This window comes from Nonomuraea sp. NPDC001684, assembly GCF_053596515.1.
In genome coordinates this window covers 18217-43192 of record NZ_JBSFGJ010000016.1, presented here as the reverse complement: position 1 = coordinate 43192, position 24976 = coordinate 18217, and the positions used below count along the sequence as shown (strand labels likewise).

The 24976-nt window shown below is 71.8% G+C and carries 23 protein-coding genes; 12 read left to right on the top strand and 11 right to left on the bottom strand.

All coding sequences use genetic code 11. The features are described from left to right. Positions 1-35: 35 nt before the first annotated feature. The 3 genes from ACWCSD_RS05780 to ACWCSD_RS05770 all read right to left on the bottom strand — a co-directional run bounded on the left by ACWCSD_RS05780 (position 36) and on the right by ACWCSD_RS05770 (position 5516). Complete coding sequence (locus ACWCSD_RS05780; RefSeq protein ID WP_449913293.1) at positions 36-3131, bottom strand: BTAD domain-containing putative transcriptional regulator; 3096 nt, start codon at positions 3129-3131, stop codon at positions 36-38. A 213-nt stretch (positions 3132-3344) separates the two neighbouring features. Beyond that, complete coding sequence (locus tag ACWCSD_RS05775) at positions 3345-3689, bottom strand: hypothetical protein (RefSeq protein ID WP_449913292.1); 345 nt, start codon at positions 3687-3689, stop codon at positions 3345-3347. A 609-nt stretch (positions 3690-4298) separates the two neighbouring features. Further along, positions 4299-5516, bottom strand: coding sequence for a glycosyltransferase (locus ACWCSD_RS05770; protein WP_449913290.1), 1218 nt, complete (start codon positions 5514-5516; stop codon positions 4299-4301). 77 nt (positions 5517-5593) lie between these two features. Here ACWCSD_RS05770 and ACWCSD_RS05765 point away from each other — a divergent pair, with 77 nt between their 5' ends. Further along, on the top strand, positions 5594-6202 hold the full coding sequence (locus ACWCSD_RS05765) for a TetR/AcrR family transcriptional regulator (protein ID WP_397159546.1): 609 nt from the start codon (positions 5594-5596) through the stop codon (positions 6200-6202). A 26-nt stretch (positions 6203-6228) separates the two neighbouring features. Here ACWCSD_RS05765 and ACWCSD_RS05760 read toward each other — a convergent pair whose 3' ends face one another. The 3 genes from ACWCSD_RS05760 to ACWCSD_RS05750 form a co-directional block, all read right to left on the bottom strand. After that, the gene (locus ACWCSD_RS05760) at positions 6229-7239 is read right to left on the bottom strand and encodes a TolB family protein (protein WP_449913288.1); all 1011 of its coding nucleotides are present in this window, start codon (positions 7237-7239) and stop codon (positions 6229-6231) included. Further along, entirely contained in the window at positions 7236-8495 is a 1260-nt protein-coding gene (locus ACWCSD_RS05755; protein WP_449913287.1) for an MFS transporter, read from the bottom strand. Before ACWCSD_RS05755 ends, ACWCSD_RS05760 begins: the two co-directional genes overlap by 4 nt. Positions 8496-8565: 70 nt before the next feature. Next, positions 8566-9888, bottom strand: coding sequence for an alkaline phosphatase family protein (locus ACWCSD_RS05750; RefSeq protein ID WP_449913285.1), 1323 nt, complete (start codon positions 9886-9888; stop codon positions 8566-8568). Positions 9889-10174: 286 nt separating this feature from the next. On the opposite strand from ACWCSD_RS05750, the gene ACWCSD_RS05745 reads away from it, so the two are divergent. Next, positions 10175-11158, top strand: coding sequence for a helix-turn-helix domain-containing protein (locus tag ACWCSD_RS05745; protein ID WP_387675798.1), 984 nt, complete (start codon positions 10175-10177; stop codon positions 11156-11158). Between the two features lie 60 nt (positions 11159-11218). On the opposite strand, the gene ACWCSD_RS05740 is transcribed toward ACWCSD_RS05745, so the two are convergent. Further along, positions 11219-12316, bottom strand: a complete 1098-nt coding sequence (locus tag ACWCSD_RS05740) for an epoxide hydrolase family protein (RefSeq protein ID WP_449913282.1) — start codon at positions 12314-12316, stop codon at positions 11219-11221. Positions 12317-12538: 222 nt separating this feature from the next. Between ACWCSD_RS05740 and ACWCSD_RS05735 the strand changes: the two genes are divergently transcribed. The 3 genes from ACWCSD_RS05735 to ACWCSD_RS05725 all read left to right on the top strand — a co-directional run bounded on the left by ACWCSD_RS05735 (position 12539) and on the right by ACWCSD_RS05725 (position 14757). Continuing rightward, positions 12539-12928, top strand: coding sequence for a RidA family protein (locus ACWCSD_RS05735; RefSeq protein WP_449913280.1), 390 nt, complete (start codon positions 12539-12541; stop codon positions 12926-12928). Further along, positions 12925-13545: a DsbA family protein gene (locus tag ACWCSD_RS05730; RefSeq protein WP_397159533.1), complete on the top strand. Its 621-nt coding sequence runs from the start codon at positions 12925-12927 to the stop codon at positions 13543-13545. The genes ACWCSD_RS05735 and ACWCSD_RS05730 overlap by 4 nt, the downstream gene beginning before the upstream one ends. An 81-nt stretch (positions 13546-13626) precedes the next feature. Next, positions 13627-14757, top strand: a complete 1131-nt coding sequence (locus ACWCSD_RS05725) for an oxidoreductase (RefSeq protein ID WP_449913278.1) — start codon at positions 13627-13629, stop codon at positions 14755-14757. Between the two features lie 36 nt (positions 14758-14793). Here the strand turns inward: ACWCSD_RS05725 and ACWCSD_RS05720 are convergent, their stop codons facing one another. Continuing rightward, positions 14794-15432 (bottom strand): CGNR zinc finger domain-containing protein, encoded by a 639-nt coding sequence (locus ACWCSD_RS05720; RefSeq protein ID WP_387675786.1) that lies wholly within the window; start codon positions 15430-15432, stop codon positions 14794-14796. Positions 15433-15503: 71 nt separating this feature from the next. On the opposite strand from ACWCSD_RS05720, the gene ACWCSD_RS05715 reads away from it, so the two are divergent. Next, on the top strand, positions 15504-16253 hold the full coding sequence (locus ACWCSD_RS05715) for a metallophosphoesterase (RefSeq protein ID WP_397159527.1): 750 nt from the start codon (positions 15504-15506) through the stop codon (positions 16251-16253). Continuing rightward, on the top strand, positions 16250-16867 hold the full coding sequence (locus ACWCSD_RS05710) for a LysE family translocator (protein ID WP_449913276.1): 618 nt from the start codon (positions 16250-16252) through the stop codon (positions 16865-16867). Before ACWCSD_RS05715 ends, ACWCSD_RS05710 begins: the two co-directional genes overlap by 4 nt. 64 nt (positions 16868-16931) lie before the next feature. On the opposite strand, the gene ACWCSD_RS05705 is transcribed toward ACWCSD_RS05710, so the two are convergent. Beyond that, positions 16932-17735 carry an alpha/beta fold hydrolase gene (locus ACWCSD_RS05705; protein ID WP_397159523.1) on the bottom strand — a complete coding sequence of 268 codons (804 nt, stop codon included), beginning with the start codon at positions 17733-17735 and terminating at the stop codon, positions 16932-16934. A gap of 186 nt (positions 17736-17921) precedes the next feature. Here ACWCSD_RS05705 and ACWCSD_RS05700 point away from each other — a divergent pair, with 186 nt between their 5' ends. Next, complete coding sequence (locus ACWCSD_RS05700) at positions 17922-18854, top strand: TetR/AcrR family transcriptional regulator C-terminal domain-containing protein (protein WP_449913275.1); 933 nt, start codon at positions 17922-17924, stop codon at positions 18852-18854. Positions 18855-18880: 26 nt separating this feature from the next. On the opposite strand, the gene ACWCSD_RS05695 is transcribed toward ACWCSD_RS05700, so the two are convergent. Both ACWCSD_RS05695 and ACWCSD_RS05690 read right to left on the bottom strand, forming a co-directional pair. Further along, entirely contained in the window at positions 18881-19801 is a 921-nt protein-coding gene (locus ACWCSD_RS05695; RefSeq protein ID WP_449913274.1) for a sulfite exporter TauE/SafE family protein, read from the bottom strand. Positions 19802-19843: 42 nt separating this feature from the next. Further along, positions 19844-20461, bottom strand: coding sequence for a TetR family transcriptional regulator (locus tag ACWCSD_RS05690; protein ID WP_449913273.1), 618 nt, complete (start codon positions 20459-20461; stop codon positions 19844-19846). Positions 20462-20558: 97 nt separating this feature from the next. On the opposite strand from ACWCSD_RS05690, the gene ACWCSD_RS05685 reads away from it, so the two are divergent. The 4 genes from ACWCSD_RS05685 to ACWCSD_RS05670 all read left to right on the top strand — a co-directional run bounded on the left by ACWCSD_RS05685 (position 20559) and on the right by ACWCSD_RS05670 (position 24942). Next, entirely contained in the window at positions 20559-21410 is an 852-nt protein-coding gene (locus tag ACWCSD_RS05685; RefSeq protein WP_449913272.1) for an alpha/beta fold hydrolase, read from the top strand. Positions 21411-21447: 37 nt separating this feature from the next. Next, on the top strand, positions 21448-21939 hold the full coding sequence (locus ACWCSD_RS05680; protein ID WP_449913270.1) for an SRPBCC family protein: 492 nt from the start codon (positions 21448-21450) through the stop codon (positions 21937-21939). A 60-nt stretch (positions 21940-21999) separates the two neighbouring features. Continuing rightward, entirely contained in the window at positions 22000-23319 is a 1320-nt protein-coding gene (locus tag ACWCSD_RS05675) for a serine/threonine-protein kinase (protein ID WP_449913268.1), read from the top strand. A gap of 750 nt (positions 23320-24069) precedes the next feature. Then, positions 24070-24942, top strand: coding sequence for a phosphotransferase (locus ACWCSD_RS05670; RefSeq protein ID WP_449913267.1), 873 nt, complete (start codon positions 24070-24072; stop codon positions 24940-24942). Positions 24943-24976: the final 34 nt, after the last annotated feature.

Genomic DNA, 24976 nt, shown 5'->3' with positions numbered 1-24976 from the left:
CGACCTCCCAGCGCGACCCCGTACCTCGCGCCGCATCACCGCCGAGTACGGCGCCCGTCCCCCTCGCGAGGCGCCGGCCGTGGCCCCCCTTCGAGGTCGGCCAAGAGCGACAGCGCCAGGTCCTCCAGCCGGCGATAGCCCGTCGAGGACGCCTGGTCCAGCGCTTGACGGGCGTACTGGAGCGCGCGGTCGTGCATGCCCAGGCCGGCATGCGCGCGGGCGAGGCCGAGCAGCGGCCTGACCTGCAGACGCCGCATGCCTGCCGTGACGGCGTAGGTGAGCGCTTGCTGGTGGGCGTCCAGGGCCTCGCCGTGATGTCCGGTCATCGCCCGGACGGTGCCGAGCACGTGCATGGCGCTGCACATGGCATAGACGTGGCGCGCTCCTTCCGCACGCTCACCGGCCAGGAGCGCAGCCTCAAGGGCGAGGTCGAGACGGCCGCGGTCGCGGTGGATCTCCGCCAGCGTGGCCAGGCTCTTGGACTCGGGCACGTGCAGGTCGCGTGCGCGGTCGTGGCGGAGTGCCTCGGTGGCGAGGGCCAGTGCCTCGTCCAGGTCTCCGCTGAGGCGCCGGACGGTGGCGAGCTCGTTGAGGGAGTGGCTCAGCTCGCTGTCGCGCAGGTTGCGGTGGAGGGCGAGGGCGTCACGCAGGTGTCGTTCCGCTGCCTCCAGGTCGCCGTATTCCAGGTGTACGGCGCCCAGGTTGCCCGTGGCGCGGGCCTCGCCGTAGGTGTCGCCGATCTGACGGTTGAGCTCCACGGACCTGACGAGATGGTCGATGGCCTGGCCCAGCTCGCCCTGGTCGTGGCAGGCGGCGGCGGCGTTGTTGTGCGTGGCGGCCGCGCCGGCGGACCAGTCCGCGCGCTCGCTGTGCCGGACGGCCAGCTCGCAGGCGGCTCGGGCGGTGGAATAGGCGGCGCGGCACAGGGCGGCCGTGCCCGCACTGAGATGCGCCGCCGCCAGGCCGAGCGGGTCGTCCTCGACGGTGGCCGCGTGCACCGCGGCGTCGGAGACCGCCACGATGTCGGCCAGGCTGGTGGCGGTGTGGTGGACGAAGTGGCCGCGCAGGGCGTCGGCGATCAGCCAGGCATGCCGCCTGGGCCCGCTGATCGGAGGCCGGCGGGCGGCGGGGGTGAGGGAGGCGGCGTCGGCGGCGTGCAGGGCGAAGGCGACGAGGTTGGCCTGTTCGGCGCTGAGCCAGGCCATCGCCTCGGCGCGGGGCCTGAGCCCGGAGGTGACGGGGAGCGGCAGGCGGGTGATCGAGGGATAGGCGCTCTCGGCCGCCGCGACGGCCTCGGCCAGGTACCAGTCGCCGAGGCGTTCGAGGGCCTGGACGCCGGTCGCGGGGGCGTCGTCGCGGAGCGTCAGCTCTCCGGCGTACTGGCGGAGCAGGTCGTGGCAGGTGTACCGGTACGGCCGGTGCTCCTCGATCAAATGCGCGGCGGCGAGGCGGTCCAGGAGCTGTTCGGCCTCGGCGGTCCCGACGTCGGCCAGGCAGGCGGCGGCCGGCGCGGTGATGTCCGGCCCTCGGACCAGCCCCAGCAGCCTGAACAGGCGCCGCTCCGCCTCGGGCAGTCCCGCGTACGACAGCTCGAACGCCGCCCGGACCGCCACGTCGCCGTCGATCCGCAGCAGGTCCAGCCCTCGCGCGGACAGCGCGGCGGCGTACTCGCCCAGCGACCTGCGCGGGCGCGTCGCCAGCGTGGCGGCGGCCACGCGCAGGGCCAGCGGGAGGCGGCCGCACAGCCGGACGATCTGCTCGGCCGCGTCCGGTTCGGCGGACAGCCGCTGATCTCCGACCATGGAGGCCAGCAGCCGGACGCTGTTGTCCCGGTCGAGCACGCCGAGCGACAGATCTCGGGCGCCGTGCGAGACGGCCAGCCCGGCGAGCGCGTTGCGGCTGGTGACGAGGACCAGGCAGCCGGGAGCGCCGGGTAACAGGGGGCGTACCTGCTCGGCCGTGCGCGCGTCGTCGAGCAGCACCAGCATCCGCCGGCCCGACAGACGTGAGCGGTACAGGGAGGCCGCCGCCTCCTGCTCTTCGGGGATGCGCTCGGGGGGCACCCCCAGGGAGCCGAGCATCCGGACAAGTGCCTCCATCGGCGGCATGGGCGGCCGGGGCGCGTGCCCGCGCAGGTCGACGTAGAGCTGGCCGTCGGGGAACTCCTCGGCCACGAGATGGCTGAACCGTACGGCCAGGGCGGTCTTGCCCGCGCCGGCCGCGCCGGTGACGGTCGTGACGGACGGGGTGCCCGCGGCGCAGGCGTGCCGGCGCAGCAGGGCCAGATCGCGTTCGCGTCCCACGAAGCCGGTCACGTCGGCGGGCAGTTCGGCGGGCGCCTGCCTGGCTTCGTCGCGTCCGTGGAAGGGTTCGAGGTCGAGGTCGGGGGCGTCGGCGAGGATGGCCGCTTCCAGCCGGCGCAGCTCGGGCCCGGGGTCGAGGCCGAGTTCGTCCGCCAGCAGGGCTCGCCCCTGCCGGTACACCTCCAGCGCGTCGGACCGCCGCCCGGAGCCGTGCAACGCCGTCATGAGCAGCCCCCGCAGGCGCTCTCTCAGCGGATGTTCGGCGAGCAGCTCCGACAGCTCGCCGACCACGTCGCGGTGGCGGCCGAGGGCGAGGTCGAGTTCGGCCCGCTCTTCGAGGACGGCCAGGCGCAGTTCCTCCCATCGCCCGGCGAAGGCCGCCAGCTCCTCCAGTTCCAGTTCGCCGAGCACCGGGCCGCGCCACAGAGCCAGGGCCTGGCCCAGGAGGTCGGCGGCCTCGGCCTGCCGTCCCGCCTGAGCCGCCTGCCGGCCCCGTTCGATGCGCTGCTCCGCGAGCTGGGTGTCCACCAGGCCGCCGGCCAGCCGATAGCCGGACCCTTCGGTCCTGATGATCTCCGACTCGGCGCCCGCCCTGCGTAAGGCCTTGCGTAAGGCCGCCACCGCGATCATGACCTGGTTGCGTACGGTCGCCGGCGGGTCATGGCCCCAGGCGGTGGCCAGCCGGTCGATGCTGAGCACCTGACCGTGGCCGGCCGCCAGCATGGCCAGCACCTGCCGGGCCCGCGAACCGCCCAGCCGCACCGGCCGCTCGCCGACCGTCGCCTCGACCCGGCCCAGAATGTTGAACCGTACGTGGTCTGCCCCCATGTGATCACGATAGCGAGGGCGGTCGCCACCCGTCGTCCGCGCGTTGGGCGAGCAGGCCCAGCGGGGTACGGCTGCGAGCGGTGACAGCCGCCGATGGCCGCCGCCCTGGTCGGGGTGGCGGCCATCGTGGTGGTGGGGGTCAGTGGGGCCGGTGGGCGAGCTCGGTCGTGGAGGCTCTCTGCTCGTGCAGAGGTTCCGGACCCGAAGCAGGGTTCACTTGACGTCGATCCAGTCGTAGGTGCCGTTTGAGAGCGTCGGCAGCGACACCCACCCGCTTTCAGCTCCGTAGACGCTCATCCCACTGCTCCCCACCGTGTTGGCGTTCTGGCTCCACCCCCGGACGGTGAAGGTCCTGATCTTGCTTGCCGGGCCAGTGCAGTTGACGGAGAACCCTCTGATACCTCCACCGCGGACAGTGAGAACCTGCTTGTAACAGCTCAGGTCAGAGGCAATCTGGACGGTAGTGGCGGAGGCCGGCCCCGCAGGGACAGCGATGAATCCGCTCACCGCTACGAGCCCGATGATGAATGCGCGGCGCGTTGCCGTCGTAGGTCGCATGCGGCACACCGTAGGACGCGGCCCTATGGATCGGCTTTGGATTCGTTATGGCCACAGGTCCAGGCGGCTGATGAACCGAGCCTTCACTTATCCGCTCGGTGGGCCGCCCCTTTCACGACCTGGGACCGTCCAGGCAACAAAGCGAGGAGAACTCATGCTGAAGAGGTTCATCCCGGCAGCCGTCGCCGCTCTGGCTGGGCTGGCGCTCGCGTAACCGGCGAGCGCGGCGAGCCTTCCCTCGATACACGAGCTACTGCATCCACTTCAACACCCAGACCGGCTATTACATTGACCACGGAAGCGCCGGGCTCATCGACGCCATAGGACAGAACATCGATCTGGTGAACAAGGGTTGGGGAGGAGAATGCTGAGGCAAATCAACTCTGACCTGAGCCGTTGTCAGACAGTATTGCCAAGGTCGACGCGGTCCCATCTGATCAGGAGAATCAGATGGGACGCCGTCGCTCCGGGCGGTTCCGAACCTGGCTCCGGGTTCGGGTCAAGGGCCGCCATTCCGACCCGGCGACAGGGCTTGGAGGAGAACTTCGAGCAGCGGAGGCCGACGGCCACGATCCCACCTGCACCGAACTCGGGGACGCCTCCGGCTTGTCATCCTGGTCGGCGGGTGGTCTGGAGCCGGTTCACCGCCTCGACGACGGGTGCCGCGCCGTCCTCTGCCGAGACCTGGGCCGCGAGGGCTTGGGCCCGCTGGCGGTATGCCGGGTCGGTGACTGCGGTGGTGAGCGCGGCGGCCAGCCGTGCGGGCGTCAGACGGCGAAACGGGACGGCGGCCGGGGCCACGCCGAGTGCCGTCAGCCTGGACGCCCAGAACGGCTGGTCGTTCATGACCGGCACGGCCACGGTGGGCACCCCTGCCCGCACCCCGCTCGCGGCGGTACCGGCGCCGCAGTGGTGGGCGACGGCAGCCAGCTGGGGGAACAGCCAGTCGTGCGGCACGTCGCCGATCGCCAGCACATCGTCGGAGATGTGTGCCCGCAGGCCGGTCTGCAACACGCCGCGCAACCCGGCCCGCCGCAGTGTCTGCGCAGCCAGCTCGGTGTACTGCTCGGCCCGCGCGCCGGCCAGGCTGCCGAAGCCGACGAAGACCGGCGTGGGTCCTGATGTCAGGAAGTCGCGCAGCACGGGTTCCGGCTGCCATCCCCGCGGCCGGGGCGGCCACCAGTAGCCGGTGATCTCCAGCCCTGGCCGCCAGTCGGCCGGGCGCGGCAGCACCAGCGGGCTGATCCCGTGGAAGACCGGCCAGCGCGTGCTCTCCCGGTGCCGGTAGAGGGCGCGCGGGGTCATCGGGGGCAGTCCCAGCCGGGAACGCATCTTCGTGCCCAACCCGGCCAGCAGCGGACCGGCGGCGGGCGACTCGAACGCGAGCCGGGCCGCCCTGCGGTTCCCCCACCGTCCGAGCGACCGCTGGAACAGGCTCATGACCGGCGGAAAGTCCCCTGTGGGGTCGACCGGCTGCAGGTGCACCCCCATGCTCGGCACGCCCATCGCCTCGGCGACGTGGTAGCCGGGCGCGCCCGCGACACCGAGCAGGAGCAGGTCGGCCTCCTGTCCGGCGAGCCCGGCCAGGCCTTCCACGAGTTGCTCGCCGTATTCCTTGAAGGCGCTGATGGACAAGCGGCCGGTCAGCGCGCGGAGCGGGTCTCCGGGAAGCGGGACGCACCCCAGGCCCGCCTCGGTCACCAGCTCTGCGTACGGCTCGTGCGCGGCGATCACCACCTCGTGTCCGGCCTCGCGTAACCGCATCCCCAGCCCCGCGTACGGCGCCACGTCCCCACGCGTGCCGACTCCGACGATCAGAACCCGCATCTGGATCCCCCTGTCGTCCGCTTTTGTCATACAGTCGCACGATAAACGGGGAACGAGAGCTTTTACCATGCGGTCGCATGAGAAAGTGGCGGGAGATGCCGAAGATCGTCGACCACGACGCCCGGCGGCGGCACATCGCCGAGGCCGTGCACCGCGTCATCCACGACAGGGGCATGGAGAGCGTCAGCCTGAGGGAGGTCGCCGCCGAGGCCGGCATGTCCATGGGGGCGGTGCAGTACTACGTCACGACGAAGGACCAGATGCTGCTGCTGGCGCTGGAACGCATCGGGATCTGGATCGGGGACCGGGTGACGGCGGTGGCCGCGCGCCAGTCCACGCCGCTGGAGGTGCTGCGAGCGACCGTGCTGGAGCTGTTGCCACTGGATGAGGAGCGCAGCTACCTCAACCGCATCGGGCAGGCGTTCCAGGCGAGCTCGGTGGTGTCGGAGAACCAGGCGGCCGCGATGCGGACGGGGTATTCGTCCCTGCTGTCCTTCCTCGCCGAACAGATCAGGGCCGCCCAGACCGCCGGGCAACTCGCCGCCCACCTGGACGCCGGCAAGGAAGCGAGCATCCTGTACGCCTTCGCGCAGGGCATCGTGAACGCCACCCTGGTCGGGCACTACACGCCCAAGGAGGTCGCGGCGTTGCTCGACCACCACCTGGCGCGACTCCGCGCGGAGTGATCGCCGTAGCGGCTCGAACGCGCTGATCACTCGGCCTCCGTGCCGATGACGCCGCCGCCGAGGGCGGCGGGGGACGCGGCGTCGGGGATGAGAACCCGCGGGGTGCCGGTGCCGTCGGCGGGGACCGTCCAGACGTCGGCGTGCTCCCGTCCCCGGGGGAGGGCGTAGGCGACGGTCCGCTGGTCGATCCAGGCGGCCTGGTCGTCCACGCTGCGGGTCTCGGCGAGCGGGGTGACCCGGCGGGTGGCCAGGTCCAGCACCGACAGGCGCCAGCCACGGGCCGGATCACCGCCGAGCGCGGACTTGAAGGCGATCCGGGTGCCGTCCGGAGAGAGCGAGGGGCACTCGACGTTGTCCGTCAGGGCCCGCAGGCGGTGGCTGTCGAGGTCGCCGAGCACCAGGTAGCGGTGCCCGGCGGTGGACATCGTCGCGTAGAAGCGGCGGTCGTCGGAGGTGAAGGTGACGCCCCAGAAGTTGAGGTCCCTGGCCCGGTACGGCCTTCCGTCCACGGTGACCGGCCAGTCCTCCAGGGTGGGGATCAGCTCCTGGGTACGGGTGTCGAGGATGCCGACGCGGGTGGAGAAACGGCCGCCGTTGTAGGAGTCGCCGGTGACGAAGACCGTCCAGGTCACCAGCCGGCCGCTGGGCGAGACCCTGGCCCTGTTGGGCACGCCGACCAGGGGGATCTCCCTGACCGTCCGGAGCCGCGCGTCCAGGACCGCGAGCTGGTACGTCGTCAGCCCGGGGTCCGCGCGCAGGCACAGCCCGGTGCCGCCGGCCGCGTACAGCCTGGCGCACGACAAGGCGGAGACCGCGCGCGCTCCGGCGGGGTCGCCGGCCGCGACGGACAGCAGCCGGCCGGAGCTGCCGGCGGTGGTGCTGAGCGCCACCAGCCGCGGCCCGGGGACGAGCGAGACGCTGTCCGCGGCCCCGGCCTGCGAGGACGTGCCGGCCGCTCTGGCGATCACGATGGACACGGCTGCCAGGACGGCGAGCCCGGCGATGCCGGCGGCCAGGAGCCGTCCGCGGCCGGTCACGGCGCGTTCTCCACGGTCGTGCGGCGGCCCGTCAGGAGGGCGGCCGTGGCGGTGGCGGCCACGGCGGCGGCGATCGCCGCGGCCCCGGTCGCCGCGGTGCTGCCCCAGTTCGTCCAGGCGAGCCCGAAGGCGAGGGAGGAGGCGAGGTAGGCCAGGGCCTGCGCGGTCTGTACACAGGCCAGCCCGGTGGTACGCAGGTCCGTGGGCAGGAGCGGGCCGGCCAGCGCCATCAGCACGCCGTCGGTGGCGGCGTAGAAGGCGCCGTAGCAGCAGAGCGCGGCCACCGTCACGAGGACGGCCGGCAGGGCGCTGCACAGCAGCAGGTAGACGGCCAGGAGCGCGGCGTACCCGGCCAGCAGGACCGTGCGGCGGCCGTACCGGTCGGCCAGCGCGCCGAAGGGGGCGGCCAGGAGCAGGTAGACGAGGTTGGTGCCCACCGCCAGGAGCGGGAACCAGCCGGTCGGCATGGACTGGCGGGCCATCAGGAGCAGGTAGACGAAGCCGTCGCCGATGGTGGCCAGTCCCAGCAGGCCGGCGGCGTAGAGCAGCCTGCGGACCCCGGCGGCCCGCAGCAGGCCGCCGGCGGCGCGGAGGGTGACGGGGAAGGCCGCGGGTCGCCTGTCACGGCGGTCGCGGGCGAAGGCGGCCAGGACCAGCACCCCGGCGACGGCGACGCAGAAGCTGGTCAGGAACAGCGCGTCGAACGCGGCCGGGGTGGCCGCCCCGACGGCCGCCAGGACGCCGAGCGCGGCCAGCGGCCCCGCGAACGCGCCCATGCTGTCCATCGCCCGGTGGATGCCGAAGGCCCGGCCGAGCAGCGGCTCGGGGACCGACAGGGTGATGAGCGCGTCGCGCGGCGCGGTACGCAGCCCCTTTCCCGCCCGGTCGGCGACGATGACGGCGCCGAGCGCGGGCATCGAGGCGCCGGCGGCCAGCAGGCCCAGCTTGGCCAGGGCGGAGATGCCGTACCCGGCGGCGGCGACGGCCTTGCGCCTGCGCAGGCGGTCGGCGACGTAGCCGCCGGCCAGCCGCAGCAGGGCCGTCGCGCCGGTGTGGAGGCCGTCCATCAGGCCGTAGGCGGCGGGGCTGAGGTGCAGGGTGAGCACGAAGTAGAGCGGGAGGACGGCGGTGACCATCTCGGCGGAGACGTCGGTGAGCAGGCTCACCGCTCCCAGCACGACGACGTTGACGCCGATGGCGCGCAGGCCCCGGCCCGCGCGGCCCCGGGGTGGCCGGTCGATGGTGGACAGGTACACGGGCTGGTTCGCCTCCTCGGTGGCGGTGGGGAAAGGCCCCCGCCGGGCGGGCGGCGGGGGCCTGCTCGGGTCAGCCCTGGGTGATGGACAGGTCGTCGATCTGGGCTTCGAAGAGGCTGGCGGTGCCGGTGTCGGCGGCCTCGATCGACAGCCGTACCGTGGCGCCGGCGTAGGCGGACAGGTCGGCGGTGGCGCTCTGCCAGGCCCCCGCCGTCTCGCCGGCGGCGCCGGTCCGTTCGATCAGGGTGGGACCGCCCGCGACGCCGATCCGCAGGTGGTCGTCGGCGCCGGCCGCCGCGCCCGTGGTCAGAGCGTGGGTGCCGGAGGCCGCGGTCAGCTGCTTGATCTGATTGCTGTACGTGGAGGTGCTCTGCTGCGGCACGCCGCGCTCGAACGTCCCCGCGGTCGCCGTGTCGGTCCCGGACGTGTTGACCTGCCAGCCCTGGTCGGACTCGAAGTCGTCGGAGAAGACCGTGGTCCCGGGGGCGGAGGTCGTCCAGGCGTCGGTGACGGGAGACTTGCCGGCCGCGTTGCCGAGCGCGGGCAGGCCGTACATGTCCTCGATGGTGCGCAGCACGTTGTAGTGGTTGATCTGGGTGGTGGACTGGTAACCGGCCTTGACGTGGGCTCCGGCGAAGACGGTGTAGATCTGGTTGACGGAGGTGAAGTTGTCCTCGTCGAAGGTGGCGATGAGCAGGCTGTTGTGCGTCTTGGCCCACTGGACGTACCCGTCGAGCCTGCTCTTGGTCCAGGAGTCGCCGGTGCCGACCGAGCAGTCGTGCATGTCGTTGCACATGTCGGGGATGACGAACGAGACCGTCGGCAGCATGCTGTAGTCGCTGGGGAAGGCGGAGTACGCCACGTGGTACGCGGAGCCGCTCACCGTGGGGAAGTCCGCCCAGGGGGCGTGCTTGCGCCGGTACCTGCCGCTGCTGCAGCCGGTGTACCCGGCGCTGGGCAGGCCCTCGGAGTAGGCCCTGAACGTGCGCCCGGCGCTCAGGAGCTGCTGGCCGAGGTTGCCGCCGCTCAGCGTCTTGGGGCAGTCGTCGTTGGTGACGCCCTGCTGGGAGCCGGAGAACAGCGCGATGTAGTTCGGCTGGCTGGGGTGGGTGACGCCGAAGGAGCTGGTGAACAGCGTTCCCTGCGAGGCCAGGGAGTTGAGGTAGGGGGCCGAGGAGCCGCCCTTGATGGTCGAGTAGTTCTTGTTCTCGAACATGACGATGACCACGTGGTCGAACTGCGGGACGGCCGCGGCAGTGGTTGCGGCAGTGGTTGCGGCAGTGGGCACGGCGGCGGGCACGGCGGCGTCCGCCGGGGGTGGTGCGGCGAGCGCGAGCGCGGCCAGGAGCGCCAGAGCGGGCACGCGGGCTGGGACGGCGATGCGGGAGTGCATCGTTGGACCTCCTTGCAGGGGGGTCGCCGTGGGTGGCGTCGGCGGGAGGACGGGATGGTCCGGACGAGGGCGCATGACACCTCTGGGAGGGGAACGGGGGGCGTGTCGAGTCCGGTGTACTCCCGTCCGCCGCCGGGTGGTGGCGACCCGTCGCCAGTGGCCGGAATGGGCACGGCGGTCCCTCGGCGGACCGGCCACCGCCGGCGCGGAAGTGGGTCCTGCGTGATCGAACCCCTGCATGACAGGATTTGCCCGGCCACGTCAAACCGGACGTGAAGGGATCCTCATGAGCGACGACGACCTGCTCGCGCACCTGCGCCGCCTCGGGATGGCAGCGCAGGAGGCCGAGGTCTACCTGGCCATGCTGCACACCGGCCGGACCACCGCCGCGGACCTGGCCGAGCATCTGGGCTGGCAGCCCGGCGAGGCCGAGCGCTCCCTCGGCCGCCTGGTCGACCTGGGCCTGGCCGCCGCCGGCGGCCCCGGACGGCCGGAGGCCACGGCCGTGGAGCCCACCATCGCGCTGGACCACCTGTCCCACGCCAGGTCGGCGGAACTTCTGCAGGCGCGCACCGCGGCGGTCAACGCCTACCGTCACTACCGGCGTTCGGTGCGCCCCCAGGCCACCGACGATCTCGTCGAGGTGGTGACCGGGCCGCGCATCGTCGAGCGGATCCAGCACATCGAGGGCACGGTGGAGTCGCAGGTGCTGCGCTTCGACTCGCCGCCGTACCACGTCCGCGTGGGAGCCAATCCCACCGAGGTGCACAACCTGGAGCGCGGCGTGGAGTACCGGGTCGTCTACTCCAAGTCCGCGGTGGAGAACGGCCTCTACTACGCCGTCAACATCCGGCCCTGCATCGCGGCGGGCGAGCATGCACGGGTGCTGCCGACCGTCCCGGTCAAGCTCACCGTCTTCGACCGGCGGGTGGCGATCGTCTCGATGTCGTTCGTCGAGGCGGAGGTCAACGACTCGCTGCTGGTGGTGCGTCCCTCCAGCCTGCTGTCGGCGCTGGCCGGGCTCTTCGAGACCTCGTGGCGCTCGGCGTTCCCGATGCATCTGAGCGACCGGGTCCCGGCCGCGTTACGGCCGATGCACGTACGGATCCTGGAACTGCTCGGGACCGGGATCACCGACGACACCATCGCGCAGCTGCTGGGCATCAGCCGTCGCACCCTGTCCCGCAACCTGGAGCAGCTCAACCAGCGCGCCGGCACCGTCACCCGCTTCCAGCTCGCCCTGTACGCGGCCCGCCAGGGCTGGATCTGACCCGCCCGTCGAACGCACGGTTCCTGCCCGGCTCTGGAGAGCTCTGGAGAGATCTCCGGTTCAGGTCAGGGGTCGGAAGAAGGCGCGGAGCTGGTCTGCCAGGTAGTCCGGCTCCTCGTGGGCCATGAAGTGTCCGCCGCGGTCGGGGCGGGCGAAATGTCGCAGGTTGGGAAAGGCACGTTCGGCCAGGCTGCGGGGGAAGCCTGCCATCAGGGGTTCGTGGCTCAGGGTGATCGCGGTCGGCACGGTGATCGGTGGGCGAGGCCCGGTGTGCGGATGGTCGTAGTAGGGACGGAAGGAGGAACCGATGCTGCCGGTGGCCCAGTAGAGGGTGGCCACGGTGAGCAAGTCGTCGGCCTCCCACCGGGCCGTGAGGTCGCCCCCGCAGTCGCTCCAGTCGCGGTACTTGTCGGCGATCCAGGCCAACAGCCCTGCCGGTGAGTCCGTCAGCGCCGCGGCGATGGTGTCCGGGCGGGTTGCCATGATCGCGCTGTAGCCGCCGTCCTGGGCGTCGTAGGCCTGTTCGGCCTCCAGGTAGATCCGCTCGTCCGGGTTCACGGCCGAGGAGTCGATGCCGGCGGTGAGGCTGCCGGAGGTCATGTGGATCCCGACCACGCCGGCCGGGAACAGGGCGCCGAGCCATTGGGTGACGCTGCCGCCGATGTCCCCGCCGAACGCGCCGTAGCGCTGGTAACCGAGGGTGGTGGTCATCAGGTGCTGCCAGGTCTCGGCGACCCGACGACCGGTGAAAGGCCCGTGGGGTGTTTCGGAGTACCCGAAACCCGGCAGTGAGGGGATGACCACGTCGAAGTCGGCGGCCAGCCGGTCGGCCAGTGCCAGCATCTCCACGAAGCAGCTCGGCCACCCATGGGTGAGCACCAGCGGCAACGCGCCGCGTCGCGGAGACCTGACGTGGACGAAATGCACCCGCCGGCCGTCGATGTCGGCCAGGTGGTGCGAGTACTTGTTCAGCCCGGCTTCGACCCTGCGCCAGTCGAAGCCGTCCGCCCAGTGCTCCACCAGGGCACGCAGGTCCGTGGGGTCGGCGCCCGCGGTCCATCGCGTGCGGTCCGAGGCTGGGGTGAACCGGGTACGCGACAGGCGTACTCGCAGGTCAGCGAGCACGTGCTCCGGTACGTCGATGTGAAAGGGTCGCATGCTCCGGCAATCGTCAGGTGGTCGGTGAGCTACGTCTGTCGAGCGACCTGATTCTGTCAGCGCTTCACGACCCGAGCCATCAGCTCACCCGCGGCAACCGGCTTGACCTCCGGATATGTGCGCGTCCCGGTGAGGCTTCCGCCCCTCAGGACTTGACAAGAATATACATGTACATGCAACATCTACTTGCACGTACAAAGTATGCACATACAAGGAGATGTCATGAAGCGTGAGCGCGTGAGCACCACCCCCGACTGGTACGAGCCCTATGCGATCTCGCAGGCGATCAAGGTGAACGGGTTGGTGTTCGCCTCCGGCCAGGCCGGCTTCGACGAGAACGGCGTCACCGTCAGCGACGACTTCGAGGCCCAGGCCCGGCAGGCGTTCGCCAACCTCGACCGGGTGCTGAAGGAAGCGGGATCCAGCCTCGCCGACGCGGTCAAGGTGACCATTCTCGTCACCGACCTGGAGCCCAACCTGGACACCATCATCAGGCTGCGCAGGGAGTTCTTCGCGGAGCCCTACCCCGCCGACACCCTGATCCAGGTCTCCCGGCTGGCCCAGGCCGACTGGCAGATCGAGGTCGACGCGACCGCAGTGACGCGTTCATGAGGATCCAGATCTGGTCCGACTACGTCTGCCCGTTCTGCCTGCTGGCCAAGGGGCCGATCCAGGAGGCCGTCGCCGGACGTGACGTCGAGGTCGAGTGGATGCCGTTCGAGCTGCGCCCCGAACCCGTTCCGACGTTGGAACCCGAGGGCGCCTACCTCCAGGACATCTGGAAGCGGACGATCTACCCGATGGCGGAGCGGATGGGCGTCGACATCCACCTGCCGGACGTCTCGCCCCAGCCGTACACACGGCTGGCCTTCGAGGGCTACCAGTACGCCAGGGAGCACGGCGACGCCGAGTCCTACAACGACCGGCTGCTGCGGGCGTTCTTCGAGGACGGCCTCGACATCGGCGACCTGGACGTGCTCACGGACCTGGCCGCCGGGCTGGGCCTCGACGCGGCGGAGTTCCGCGCCGCCCTCCTCGACGGCCGCTACGGCGAGACGCACCGGGCCGCGCTCCGGCAGGCGCACGAACTGCGGATCCGCTCGGTCCCGACGATCATCATCGACGGCGCCCACCGGATCGAGGGCGTCCCCCGGGCCGGCGCGCTCCGCGAGGTCCTCGACAAGCTCGCCGAGCCCGTGCAGACCTCATGCGGCGTGGAGGGCTGCTGAGGGAGGAGGCGGAACGCGCACGCCTCCTCGCCGCCGTGCGCGTTCCGCAACAGACCTTCGACGCATCAAGGGAGTACATCCATGACGAACCACCACACGCTGCGGCCCGTCCGGGTCGGCGGTCTCGACCTGCCCAACCGGTTTGCCGTCGCGCCGATGACCCGGGTGTCCGCCGCCCCCGACGGCACGCCGACCCACGAGATGGCCGAATACTACGAGCGGTACGCGGAGGGCGGATTCGGGCTGGTGATCACGGAAGGCACCTATACCGACACCGTCAACAGTCAGGGCTACCTCAATCAGCCGGGCATCGTCTCCGCCACGCACGTGTCGGCCTGGCGTGAGATCACCGGCAAGGTGCGGGCCGCCGGGAGCCGCATCGTGCTCCAGCTCATGCACGCCGGCGCGCTGTCGCAGGGGAACCCGTATCGCGCCGACACGGTCGGGCCGTCCGCCGTGCGGCCGCGTGCGGAGATGTTGCCCGAGTACGGCGGGTACGGAAGCTGGCCCACGCCCCGGGAGATGACCGGCGCCGACATCGAGGCGGCGATCGGCGGCTTCGTGGCCTCGGCCGTCCGGGCTCGGGAGGCCGGCTTCGACGGGGTCGAACTTCATGGAGCCAACGGCTACCTGCTGGACCAGTTCCTCACCGACTACACCAACCGCCGCGCCGACTCCTACGGCGGCCCGGTCGCGAACCGGATCCGGCTGACGGCCGAGGTGGTGGCCGCGATCCGGGCCGAGCTCGGCGCCGACTTCTGCGTCGGCGTGCGGCTGTCGCAGGGCAAGGTCAACGACTTCGGCCACCGCTGGCCTGGCGGCGCGGCCGACGCGCGGATCATCTTCGCCGCGCTGGCGGCGGCGGGTGCCACGTACCTGCACATCGCCAGCGAGGGACGCGACTGGATCGAGACCGCCCGGCTGGACGGCGGCGTCACGATCACGAGTCTGGCTCGCCAGGTGAGCGGTCTTCCGGTCATCGCCAACGGCGGCATGCACGATCTCTCGCAGGCGGCCCAGGTTCTGTCCGGCGGCCATGCCGACCTGCTGTCCATCGGCCGGGGCGCGCTGGCCAACCCCGATCTCCCCCGTCGCGTGTCGCGGAGCCTGCCGCTGGAGACGTACGACCATCGCATCCTGGAACCCATGGCGACGCTGAGCAACGCGCGACAGCGGCTCCAGGGCGTGCGCCGCGTGCGTCATCCCGCCTAGGATCGCCGCTGCGCCGCCCGGTTCATCCCGCAGTGGTCAGGGCCCGGCCACCTCTTGGGCGGTCGTGGCGTTGTGGCGCTGGTAGTGGCGCGCGGCCCGGGCGCGGTTGCCGCATGACGGCTTGCACCACTCCTGCCGCCCATGGCTCTTGACGAAGTAGCGTACGCAGCGCGGCGCGTTGCAGGCCCGCAACTGCTCACGCTGCGGACCGCTCAGGAACTCGATGGCGGCTCGCGCCAGCGCCGCGATCAACTGGACGCCCGCATCGCGCTCGGTCGACAACACTTCCGTACGGGGTGTTCCGCTCGCGGGCCAGTCGAGTTGCGGGACGATCGCCTCACGGGCGGCAGCGGCGTTGAGGTGCGCCAGCGCCTGCTCGACCGGCATCAGCCGGTGGGCGTCGGCCCGGCTCGGAGGCGCCGGGCTGACCGCATGCGCGAACAGCGCCCGCACGGCCCGGCGGAGCCCGACGATCTCGCTCCTGAGCTCCTCCCCCACCGTGAGCTCCGCTACGTCGGCGCGGCCGGCCAGCAGCTCGGCCTGCTGATGGATCCAGCGGGTCGTGCTCTGCGCCGTCGCCAGGTCGTCGGCGACACCGCCGTCGCCGTCGTGGCGGATCGTGCTCGCCAGTTCCAGTGCCGGCCAGCGCTCCACTCCAACCTCCCGGTTGCTCACGTCCTCTTCTGTACTCTATGGTCCCTAACGCTAAATCCCATTTAACCATTAGACAGCTTGGGGATCGCACGATGACGTTGCTCCTGGCCCAGATCAGCGACCTGCACCTGGACGGCACCGACCGGGCGACCCGGCGCGCCACCCAGGTCATGGACCACCTCAGGGCGCTGCCCCGCCCGGTCGACGCCCTGCTGGTCACCGGTGACATCGCCGATCACGGCGCGGAGGCCGAGTACGAGCAGGCCGCCCAGCTCCTGGCCGCCCCCTTCCCGGTGCTCACCTGCCCCGGCAACCACGACGTCCGCCCGGCCTACCGCAAGGCGCTGCTGCGACGGCCACCCGCGCCCGGCCCCGTCAACCAGGTGCACCACGTCGGCGGCACCGCCATCCTGATGTGCGACTCCACCATTCCCGGGCGCGACGAGGGCCGGCTCGACGCCGAAACCCTCGCCTGGATGCACGCCACCCTCGACGGGCTCGCGCCGGACACGCCCGCGCTGATCGCCTTCCATCAACCGCCCGTCGTCCTCCACCACCCGTTGCCCGACTCCGGGCGGCTGGAGGCGCCCGGAGACCTGGCCGCGCTGCTCGACGCGCATCCGCAGGTCGTCGCCGTGCTCACCGGCCACGCTCACACCGCGGCCGCTTCCACGTTCGCCGGTCGTCCCCTGATCGTCGCGCCGGCCGTCACCTGGACCCTGCGCCTGCCGTGGGAGGGCGACCGGCCCGCCGACCGCGACCAACCGCCCGGCCTCGCCTTCCACGTCCTGGACGACGACCACCGCCTCACCACCCACTTCCGCGTCGTGCTCCAGGCATGACCCACACGTACGCGGTCACCGCGTTCCTCCTGGCGATCCTGCCCGTCATCGCCACTCCGGGCGCCAGCCTGACCCTGCTCGTCCAGCACGTCACGGCCGGTGGTCACCGGCAGGCCCTCCCGATCATCCTCGGCACGGTCAGCGGGCTGTACGCCCACGCGACCCTGGCCATCGCCGGGCTGTCGGCTCTGGTCATGCACTCCAGCCAGGCCTTCACCGTCGTCAAGCTCCTCGGGGCGGCCTACCTCATCGGCCTCGGCCTGTGGACCTGGCGTTCCTCCACCCTGCCCCCGCCTCCCGAGCTCACGGATCGGCCGAGACGTACCGGCTCCGTCTACACCCAGGCCCTGCTGGCGAACGTGCTCAACCCCAAGGCGGCCTCCATCTACCTGACCCTGGTCCCCCAGTTCATCGTGCCCGGCCGTCCCCTCGACGGGCAGATCCTCACCCTGGCCACCGCCCATGCCCTGCTGATGGCGGTGTGGCTGCTGACCTGGACGGTCCTGGTTCGACGAGGGGCGCACATCCTGCACAGGGCCCGCTTCAAGCGCGCGGTCGCCAGGGTGACGGCGGTGGTGCTCGTCGTCCTCGGCGTCCGGGCCGCCACGACGTAGGCGCTGTCACGGTCGGCGGTCCGCCGGCACGTACGTGGTCCGGCGGCGGAACGTCAGCCGTTCGTCACGCGGAGGTGGCGTCGAGCGTTCGCAGGAAGTCCTGGAGCGCGCCGGTGAAACCCGCCGGGTCCTGGAGGTGCACGAAGTGGTCACCGTGGAGTGTCACCAGCCGGGTGTGCGGCCGCCGCTCGGCCATCTCGTGCGCCTGGCCGCGGGTGATCGGGCTGTTCTCACCCACCAGAAGCAGCGCGGGGACGTCGGTCGCCAGCCAGTCGGCCCAGTGGTCGCCCCAGTTGGCGCGTTCCGACTCGACCGTGTCGTGGGGGTGGAACGGCAGGCGCCAGCCGCCGTCCGGCAGTTGCCGCAGACTGCCCGCGAACATCGGACCCGCCGCGCCGAGCCCGGCGACCAGCTCCTCACGGGTGGCGGCCTCGTACGGACTGGACAGCAGGAAGTCCAGACGGCTCGGGCCTGAGACGACGGCGCCGATCTCCTCGACGACCAGGGCGCGGACGAGGGCCGGGTGAGCGGCGGCGAGCTGGTAGGCGTTCAGGCCGCCCAGCGAGTGCCCCAGAGCCACGACCGGGCCTGCGTCCAGGTGCTCCAGCAAGGCCGCGAGGTCCGCGACGTACCCCTCGCGGGAATAGTCCGTGGCTCGGTCCGACTCGCCGTGCCCTCGCTGGTCGGGCGCGATGACCCGCCAGTGCGGTCCCAGCTCGGCCGCCAGGCCGCTCCACATCGCGCCCTGCCCGAGATGTCCGTGCAGTGCCAGCAGGGGCCGGCCAGGGCCGCCGAAGTCGAGGTAGGACAGGTGGCGTCCGTCCAGATCCAGTGCTGCGCGTACCGGGGTGGGGATCGCGCTCGGCATCTCGGTGCTCCGATCGTTTCGGTCTCCGACCAGGCGGTTCCGGCTGGATGTGTGCACCGTAGACTGCGGAGGCGCCTACGGCCAAGCGTGCCCTAGTGCGGCTGGTTCAAATGGGATGACGCGGCTGGAGCAACGGCCGATTCGAGCGTCGGTGCACTAGTGCGGCCCCATGAAGGGAGTTCTGTGATGAGCCCTGCCGAGCCCCCCGCTGATCCGCCCTTCCTGCGCATCACCGCCGAACTGCGCCGACGCGTTGACAGCGGCGAGCTCCGCCCCGGTGAGCTGCTGCCGTCCACGCGGCAGATCGTCCGGGAATTCGGCGTCGCCATGGCCACCGCCACGAAGGCGCTGACCGCCCTGCGGCAGGCCGGCCTGGCGCGGCCGGTTCCCGGAGTCGGCACGGTCGTCGACACGCCGGGGGGCCGCTCGATGACGCCGCACGATCGCAGACGTCCGACGGCGTCCTTGGACCGGGGCCGGATCGTCCGCGCGGGGTTGGCCATCGCGGACGCCGAGGGGCTGGCCGCACTGTCCATGCGCCGCCTCGCCGCCGATCTGGACGTCACCACCATGGCCCTCTACCGCCACGTCTCCAGCAGAGAGCAGCTGATCCTGCTCATGACCGACGCCGCCTTCGGCCAGTTCCCGCTTCCGGAGCCCTTGCCGCCCGGATGGCGCCACCGCCTGGAGACGGCAGCCAGGCAGCAGTGGGCCATGTACCGGCGTCACCCGTGGCTGGCTCAGGCCATTTCCTTCACCCGCCCGCTGCCCGCTCCCCGCGCGATGGTCCACAGCGAGTGGATGATGCGCGCCCTGGACGGGCTCGGCCTGGACCCGGCCACGAGCCTGCACATCCATGTCTGCGTGGCCGCCTACGTCCGGGGGGTGGCCGCGAACCTGGAGTCCGAGGCCGCGGCCGTGGCCCACTCGGGGATCACCGACGAGCAGTGGATGGACACCCGCGGCACACCGGCGCTGATGGGGCCTTCAGGCGAAACGGCGTTCCCGAATCTCGCACTCGTCCCATTCCGTTCACTCGACCTGGACACCCTGTTCGAGTTCGGGCTCCACCGCCTCCTGGAGGGCATCGCGACGCTGATCGGCGGGCCGCCGCCCTGACGACGTCGACCAGGATGCGCCGCGGCTCAGATCCCGGCGATCAACAAGATCGCCGCGACGACGATTCCGGCCTCGATGACCAGCACGAGGGCCTGGGCGTTCATCCGGGCGACGGTTCTTCTCCCCAGCCACGCGCCGGCGACGACGGCCGGGGTGAGAGCCAGACCGAGGAGGAGCACATGGACGGACAGCAGGCTGCCCGCGCCATAAGCGACGATCTTGGTCAGGTGGATGACCAGGGAGGCGGAGGCTTCGGTGCCGATGTACGCGCCGCCGATGAGGCCCTTGACCAGGAAGAACGGGGCCGCGAGCGGTCCTGCCGCCCCGAACAGGGCTGAGACGAGTCCGCAACCGGCGCCGATGGCGGCGAACGTCTTGTCGGCCGGCACCGCGCGGACCGGCTGGAAGCGCCGCCAGAAGACGGTGACGACGAGAAACGCGCCGAGAACGCGCTTGAGCGGTTCGACCGGCACGTAGGGCAGCAGGAGACCTCCGGCCAGGGCGAAGGGGACGGCGCCCAGGGCGTACCACTTGATGAGCCGCCACTGGACCGCGCGCCGGTTGAACCAGACGCGGCCGCCGTTACTGGCCAGTTGAGTCAACGTGAGGGTGGGCAGGGCCACCTGAAGACCGAACAGGGCGGTGAGCGCGATCAGCATCAACACGCCGCCACCCACGCCGCCCACCGACGACAGCCAGGCCAGAGCGAAGGCCAGCAGTGACGCGGTCATCAGCGCGGGGATGAGGCCGGTGGACGACTCAAGAGCCGACGCGCTCAGTCGCGCGATCCCACCGGGCAGATGCTGGACGAACAGGACAACGGTCGGGCACACCGGAAGGCCTCTCCGGCTCCCACACTCGCGGGAACCACGACCTCCAGGCTTTTGCCCCTTCAGTTGACCGGTGGCCACCGAAGCCGCCGGCGGTGTCGCTCGGACCAGGCCCACCAGACCTGCATGAAACGGGCCGGGCGGCGGAACCCTAGACACTCACCTCGCACCGTACTCTCCGGCGACAGTCGTGCGCAGGGTCTCGGTCCACCAGTCGAGCAGACGGTCCCGGGCGGTGTCGTCCAGTCCGACGCTCCGGCGGAACTCGTCGCCGAACAGCGGCTCCGTCGCGACGGCTTGGTGCAGCGCACACACGGTCAGCTGGATCGCCTCGCGGGACGGCGGCGGCCGCCCGATGGCCGCGCACTGCTGCCGCGCCTGGACGTGCAGCCGGTCCACCACCTCATCCAGCATTCCGCTACCGGCGTCCCGCCAGCCGGAACGGTGCAGCGCGAGCGCCAGTTCGGCGTAACCACCGGCGTACAGCGCGGCCAGCGTGCGCACCAGCTCGGCGGGATCGATCGGGGCGTCAGCCCACGTGTCGAGCACGGTGCGCAGTTCGGCCTTCAGTTTGGCCCCGCCGAACCGCAACAGCGACTCCAGCAGTCGGTCACGCGTGCCGAAGTGGTGGTTGACCGCGGCGTCGGACACACCGACCTCCGCGGCGACGGCGCGCACCTGCACGGCGGCGGGGCCACCCGCGGCGAGCAACCTGCTCGCCGCCTCGAGGATCAGCCGCTTGGCATCCTCGGGCTGACGTCGTACTCGGGTGGCCATGCGCCCACCTTACCTTGACTGGCCAAGGCAGCCTCGCTTACCTTGATTGCTCAAGGTAAGGGGGTGGCGCGTGCGGGGACACTTCACGATTCCGGCGATGACCGAGCTGGCGGCGGCACTGGGTGTCACGATCGACGATCCGGCTCCGCCCCGCGAGATCCACATCTCCCGCGCGGGCTGCCGGTTGCACGGGTTCGACTGGGGCGGAACGGGATCTCCCGTGCTGCTGTTGCACGGTGGCGCGTTGACCGCGCACACGTGGGACTTCGTCTGCCTCGGCCTGCGCGGCGCTGCCCGGCTGATCGCGCTGGATCTGCGAGGTCACGGCGAGAGCGGCTGGTCCGGCGACTACCGCGTCGGCACCCTTGCTGCCGACGTCGTCGCCGCGGCCGACCATCTCGGCTTCTACCGGGTCCACCTGGTCGGCATGTCGCTGGGCGGCGTCATCGCGGCCCACGTCGCCGATGAGCATCCCGGCCGGGTGGAGCGGCTGGCGCTCATCGATGTCGCACCCGGCGTGGACTTCGACAGCACCTGGCGGGTGCGGACGTTCATCAGCGGGCTCGGTCCGGTGCGGGATCTGGAGACGGTGGTGGAGGCCGCGATGCGGGTCAATCCACGCGCCCACCGGCCCAGTGTCGCCTACCGCATGAGCACGCTGTTCCGCCGGGCACCCGGCGGCGGCTGGGTGCCGAAGGGCGATCCGCGGCCTCCGGACTTCCCCGCCATCCTGGCGGCCATCGATCGGCTGCCCGCCCAGCTGAGCAGGACGCCGGTACTGCTCGTGCGCGGCGGACGCAGCAGGGTGCTCCCCCAGGCAGCCGCCGAACGCCTGGTCGCGCACGTCCCGAACGGCGAGCTCGTGGTCGTGCCGGACGCCGGGCACAACGTCCAGGAGGACAATCCGGCCGCCCTGATCATCGCGTTACACGCCTTCCTGACACGTTGACCGCGTACCGCCGGACCGCGAAAAGGAGAACCACCGCATGTCCGCACGAACGATCGAGCTCACCACGACCCCCTCGACGAAGGTCGGCATGCTCATCCGCCGCCCCGTCCACGAGGTGTTCCAGGCCATCGTGGACCCCGCCATCACGAGCAAGATCTGGTACACCAAGAGCAGCGGGACGATGACCCCCGGCGCCGAGTTGACCTGGGAATGGGAGATGTACGGGGCGTCGACTCAAGCCTCGGTCGAAGAGGTGGACGAATACAGTCGCATCCGCTTCACCTGGGGCAACTACGCGCCCGACGCCCCCACCACAGTCGAGTTCCGTTTCATCCCCATGCCCGACGACACCACCTACGTCCAAGTCACCGAAACCGGGTTCACCGGCACCGGCGACGAGCTCGTCCACCACGTAACCGACTCCACCGGCGGCTTCACGTTCCTGATCAGTGCCCTCAAGGCGCTGCTGGAGCACGACATCGTTCTCGGCCTCGTCGCCGACGCCAACCCGAGCGGACTGTCAGCCTGAAAGAACAGGCGTCATCGCAACACCTTTTGTTCTGTCCGTTCATATGTTCCAGGGAGCCAGATGGACCAGCTGGTGGAGGACGATCCGCGCAGGCTGGGGCCGTACGAGCTCGTCGCCCGGCTCGGCGAGGGCGGCCAGGGCGTCGTCTATCTGGGACGCGACCCCTCCGGCCGCCAGGTGGCCGTCAAGCTGCTGCACAACGGCCTGCTGACCGATCCCGGCGCGCGCGCCGGGTTCCTGCGCGAGGTGGAGATCGCCCGGCGGGTGGCCAGGTTCTCCACCGCGCCCGTGCTGCACGCCGACCTGGCGGGCCGGCGGCCCTACATCGTCAGCGAGTACGTGCCGGGCCCCTCGCTGCGCGACCTGGTCGCCACCGAGGGACCACGGCAGGGGGCCGCGCTGGAGCGACTGGCGATCAGCACCGCCGCCGCGCTGGCCGCCATCCACCGGGCCGGGGTGCTCCACCGCGACTTCAAGCCGGCCAACATCCTCATGGGACCCGAGGGCCCGGTCGTGATCGACTTCGGCATCGCCCGGGCCCTGGACGCGCCGGGCAACACCTCGACGGGCCCGCTGATGGGCACGCCGTCCTATCTGGCGCCCGAGCAGATCGGCGGCGGGCAGGTGACGGCCGCGGCCGACGTCTTCGCCTGGGCCGTGACCATGGTGTTCGCCGCCTCCGGGCGGCCCGCGTTCGGCGCCGACTCCACCCCCGCCGTGATCAATCGCATCCTGAACGAGCAGCCGGCCGTCTCCGGGCTGGACGGCGTCCTGCTCCGGCTCGTCACCGCCGGCCTGTCGAAGGACCCGGCCGCGCGGCCGAGCGCCGACGACCTGGTCACCGGGCTGACCTCGCGCGAGTTCGCACCGGCACCGGTCGCCGGGTCTCCCCTGCCGCCGGGGCGTCAGGCCGGTCGGGCGCGGCGGCGTGCGCTGCCCGCGGCGGCCGCCGCGACGGCGGCGCTGCTCGTCGCGGGCGGCGTGCTGATCGTCGCGGACGGCCCGCCCCCGCCGCCCCCGGCCACGATCGGCTCGGCCGCTCCCCCGCCGTCCGGCATCACCACCGCCCCGGCCCCGGCCGCGGTCACCGCCTCGCCGCAGCAGGTCAGGAGCACGGCGCGGCGGACGTCGTCCCCGTCGGCCACGCCGCGGGCCCGGCCCAGGACCTCGGCCCCCGCGACCCGGCCGGCCAGGACGGGCGACGCGGTGAGCAGCCCCATGGACGACGGCTCGGCGCCCCACCCGACGCCCGCCCGGAACACGGAGAAGCCGCCGGAGCCCACGCGCGAGCCGTCGCAGCAGCCCACCCAGGCGCCCGCCCAGCCGCAGCCGCCGTCCCCGATGGAGAACCCGTTCACCTGCATCCCGTCGATGTGCTGAGGCGCGGCCATCCCGCGATGAAATTCGCGGATCTACGGCGCGTCGCGCATTGAGCTGACTTTTTGCGCCAGTGCTGTCGAGGGCCTGGCACGCCCCAGCGTCATCCACTTCCCCCCGGACGGCCGGTCTCGCAGCGCGTCGACCAACCTGACCAAGAACCCGTGGAGCCGAGGGCTTCGTCGGCCTGGTGAGCGCGGCTCAGGGTGGCGCGCTGACGGTGGCGGCTCGGCGCTTCGCACCGCCCGTTCCCGAGCCGCCGATGCCCGTGTGGCGGTCCCCACCGGCTCGACACCAGCACCGGCAACAAACCGCATGCGCCGAACCGGCCGGGTGGTGTTGCATACCAACGTGACCGGCCCTCGCACTTCTCCATCAGCAGTCGACCGCACGCAGGTGCCGACGCGACGCCGGCCGCCCACCGGACGTACCTTGCAACCGCGTCCCCACCGACGACGCCCGCCACTTCGGCCCCTTCCCGCTGCCGCGCCCTCCCGAGCAGGCCGACGCGCTCACGCCCACCCTCACCGCGGCCGGCCACCGGCTCAGCGGCGACGGCTCCAGCACGGCGCTGCTTCGGGGTGATCCGGACGTGAGCGCTCTCCTTGACCGGCCCCTGACGGCCCGGGACGACCATGGCCTCGGGGCCGCCATGCCCGGCCGCGCCGGGCTGGTCACGACGTAAAGGACGCTCGGCCAGGCCACGGGTTTGCCCCGCACACATCGACTTCAGCAGGAAGAGGCACCGAACACGTGAAGGACACCGAGATCCCGCGGGCGGTGGCCGCGGCCGTCGACACGGCCGCCGAGTACGGCCTGGGCACCGACGACGCCGCTGTGCTGCACAACTCGAACCGGATCGCCGTCCGGCTGCGGCCCAGCGGCATCCTCGCCCGGGTCGCGCCCCTCGCGCACCGCCCCGACTTCGAGGTCGAGCTCGTCCGGCGCCTCGCCGGGACCGGCAGCCCGGTGGCGGGGCTCGATCCGAGGGCCGAGCCGCGCGTCCATCTCCGCGACGGCTTCGCCGTCACCCTCTGGACCTACTACGAGCCCACCGCCGCACCCGAGGACCACCCGCCCGCCGCCTACGCCGACGCCCTGGCCCGGCTGCACGCCGGCCTACGCCGCATCGACCTCGCCGCCCCGCATTTCACCGCCCCGCACTTCACCGACCGCGTCGCCGACGCCCTCAGGGTGGTCGAGGACCCCGTCGTCAGCCCGGACCTCGGCGCCGCGGAACGCGCCCTGCTGACCGACACCCTCCACGGAATCAGCCGCGCGATCCTGGACCGCGGCCCGCGGCAACAGCTCCTGCACGGCGAACCGCACCCCGGCAACCTGCTCGCCACCGCGGACGGACCGCTCTTCATCGACCTGGAGACCGCCTGCCGCGGACCCGTCGAGTTCGACCTCGCCCATGCTCCGGAGGACGTCGCCGCGCACTACCCAGGCGCCGACTCCGGGCTGCTCGCCGACTGCCGGATCCTCAGCCTCGCCCTCGCGGTCTCCTGGCGTTGGGACCGCGACGACCAGCTCCCCGACGGGCGTAGAAGGGGCCGGGAATGGCTCGCCCAGCTGCGGGCCGACCTCGACCGCCGCGAGCACGCCGCCGGTGGCGGCCACTGAGCGGCGCCTCCGCCGTCCCGCGGCCCGTTTCTCA

What these genes read in the sequence shown, in the direction of transcription:
- ACWCSD_RS05735 (WP_449913280.1), top strand. Translation starts at nt 12,539, where the DNA reads ATGAAGCGTGAGCGCGTGAGCACCACCCCCGACTGGTACGAGCCCTAT.
- ACWCSD_RS05775 (WP_449913292.1), bottom strand. Translation starts at nt 3,689, where the DNA reads ATGCGACCTACGACGGCAACGCGCCGCGCATTCATCATCGGGCTCGTA.
- ACWCSD_RS05710 (WP_449913276.1), top strand. Translation starts at nt 16,250, where the DNA reads ATGACCCACACGTACGCGGTCACCGCGTTCCTCCTGGCGATCCTGCCC.
- ACWCSD_RS05745 (WP_387675798.1), top strand. Translation starts at nt 10,175, where the DNA reads ATGAGCGACGACGACCTGCTCGCGCACCTGCGCCGCCTCGGGATGGCA.
- ACWCSD_RS05680 (WP_449913270.1), top strand. Translation starts at nt 21,448, where the DNA reads ATGTCCGCACGAACGATCGAGCTCACCACGACCCCCTCGACGAAGGTC.
- ACWCSD_RS05780 (WP_449913293.1), bottom strand. Translation starts at nt 3,131, where the DNA reads ATGGGGGCAGACCACGTACGGTTCAACATTCTGGGCCGGGTCGAGGCG.
- ACWCSD_RS05750 (WP_449913285.1), bottom strand. Translation starts at nt 9,888, where the DNA reads ATGCACTCCCGCATCGCCGTCCCAGCCCGCGTGCCCGCTCTGGCGCTC.
- ACWCSD_RS05730 (WP_397159533.1), top strand. Translation starts at nt 12,925, where the DNA reads ATGAGGATCCAGATCTGGTCCGACTACGTCTGCCCGTTCTGCCTGCTG.
- ACWCSD_RS05675 (WP_449913268.1), top strand. Translation starts at nt 22,000, where the DNA reads ATGGACCAGCTGGTGGAGGACGATCCGCGCAGGCTGGGGCCGTACGAG.
- ACWCSD_RS05690 (WP_449913273.1), bottom strand. Translation starts at nt 20,461, where the DNA reads ATGGCCACCCGAGTACGACGTCAGCCCGAGGATGCCAAGCGGCTGATC.
- ACWCSD_RS05765 (WP_397159546.1), top strand. Translation starts at nt 5,594, where the DNA reads ATGAGAAAGTGGCGGGAGATGCCGAAGATCGTCGACCACGACGCCCGG.
- ACWCSD_RS05715 (WP_397159527.1), top strand. Translation starts at nt 15,504, where the DNA reads ATGACGTTGCTCCTGGCCCAGATCAGCGACCTGCACCTGGACGGCACC.
- ACWCSD_RS05685 (WP_449913272.1), top strand. Translation starts at nt 20,559, where the DNA reads ATGACCGAGCTGGCGGCGGCACTGGGTGTCACGATCGACGATCCGGCT.
- ACWCSD_RS05770 (WP_449913290.1), bottom strand. Translation starts at nt 5,516, where the DNA reads ATGCGGGTTCTGATCGTCGGAGTCGGCACGCGTGGGGACGTGGCGCCG.
- ACWCSD_RS05740 (WP_449913282.1), bottom strand. Translation starts at nt 12,316, where the DNA reads ATGCGACCCTTTCACATCGACGTACCGGAGCACGTGCTCGCTGACCTG.
- ACWCSD_RS05700 (WP_449913275.1), top strand. Translation starts at nt 17,922, where the DNA reads ATGAGCCCTGCCGAGCCCCCCGCTGATCCGCCCTTCCTGCGCATCACC.
- ACWCSD_RS05725 (WP_449913278.1), top strand. Translation starts at nt 13,627, where the DNA reads ATGACGAACCACCACACGCTGCGGCCCGTCCGGGTCGGCGGTCTCGAC.
- ACWCSD_RS05705 (WP_397159523.1), bottom strand. Translation starts at nt 17,735, where the DNA reads ATGCCGAGCGCGATCCCCACCCCGGTACGCGCAGCACTGGATCTGGAC.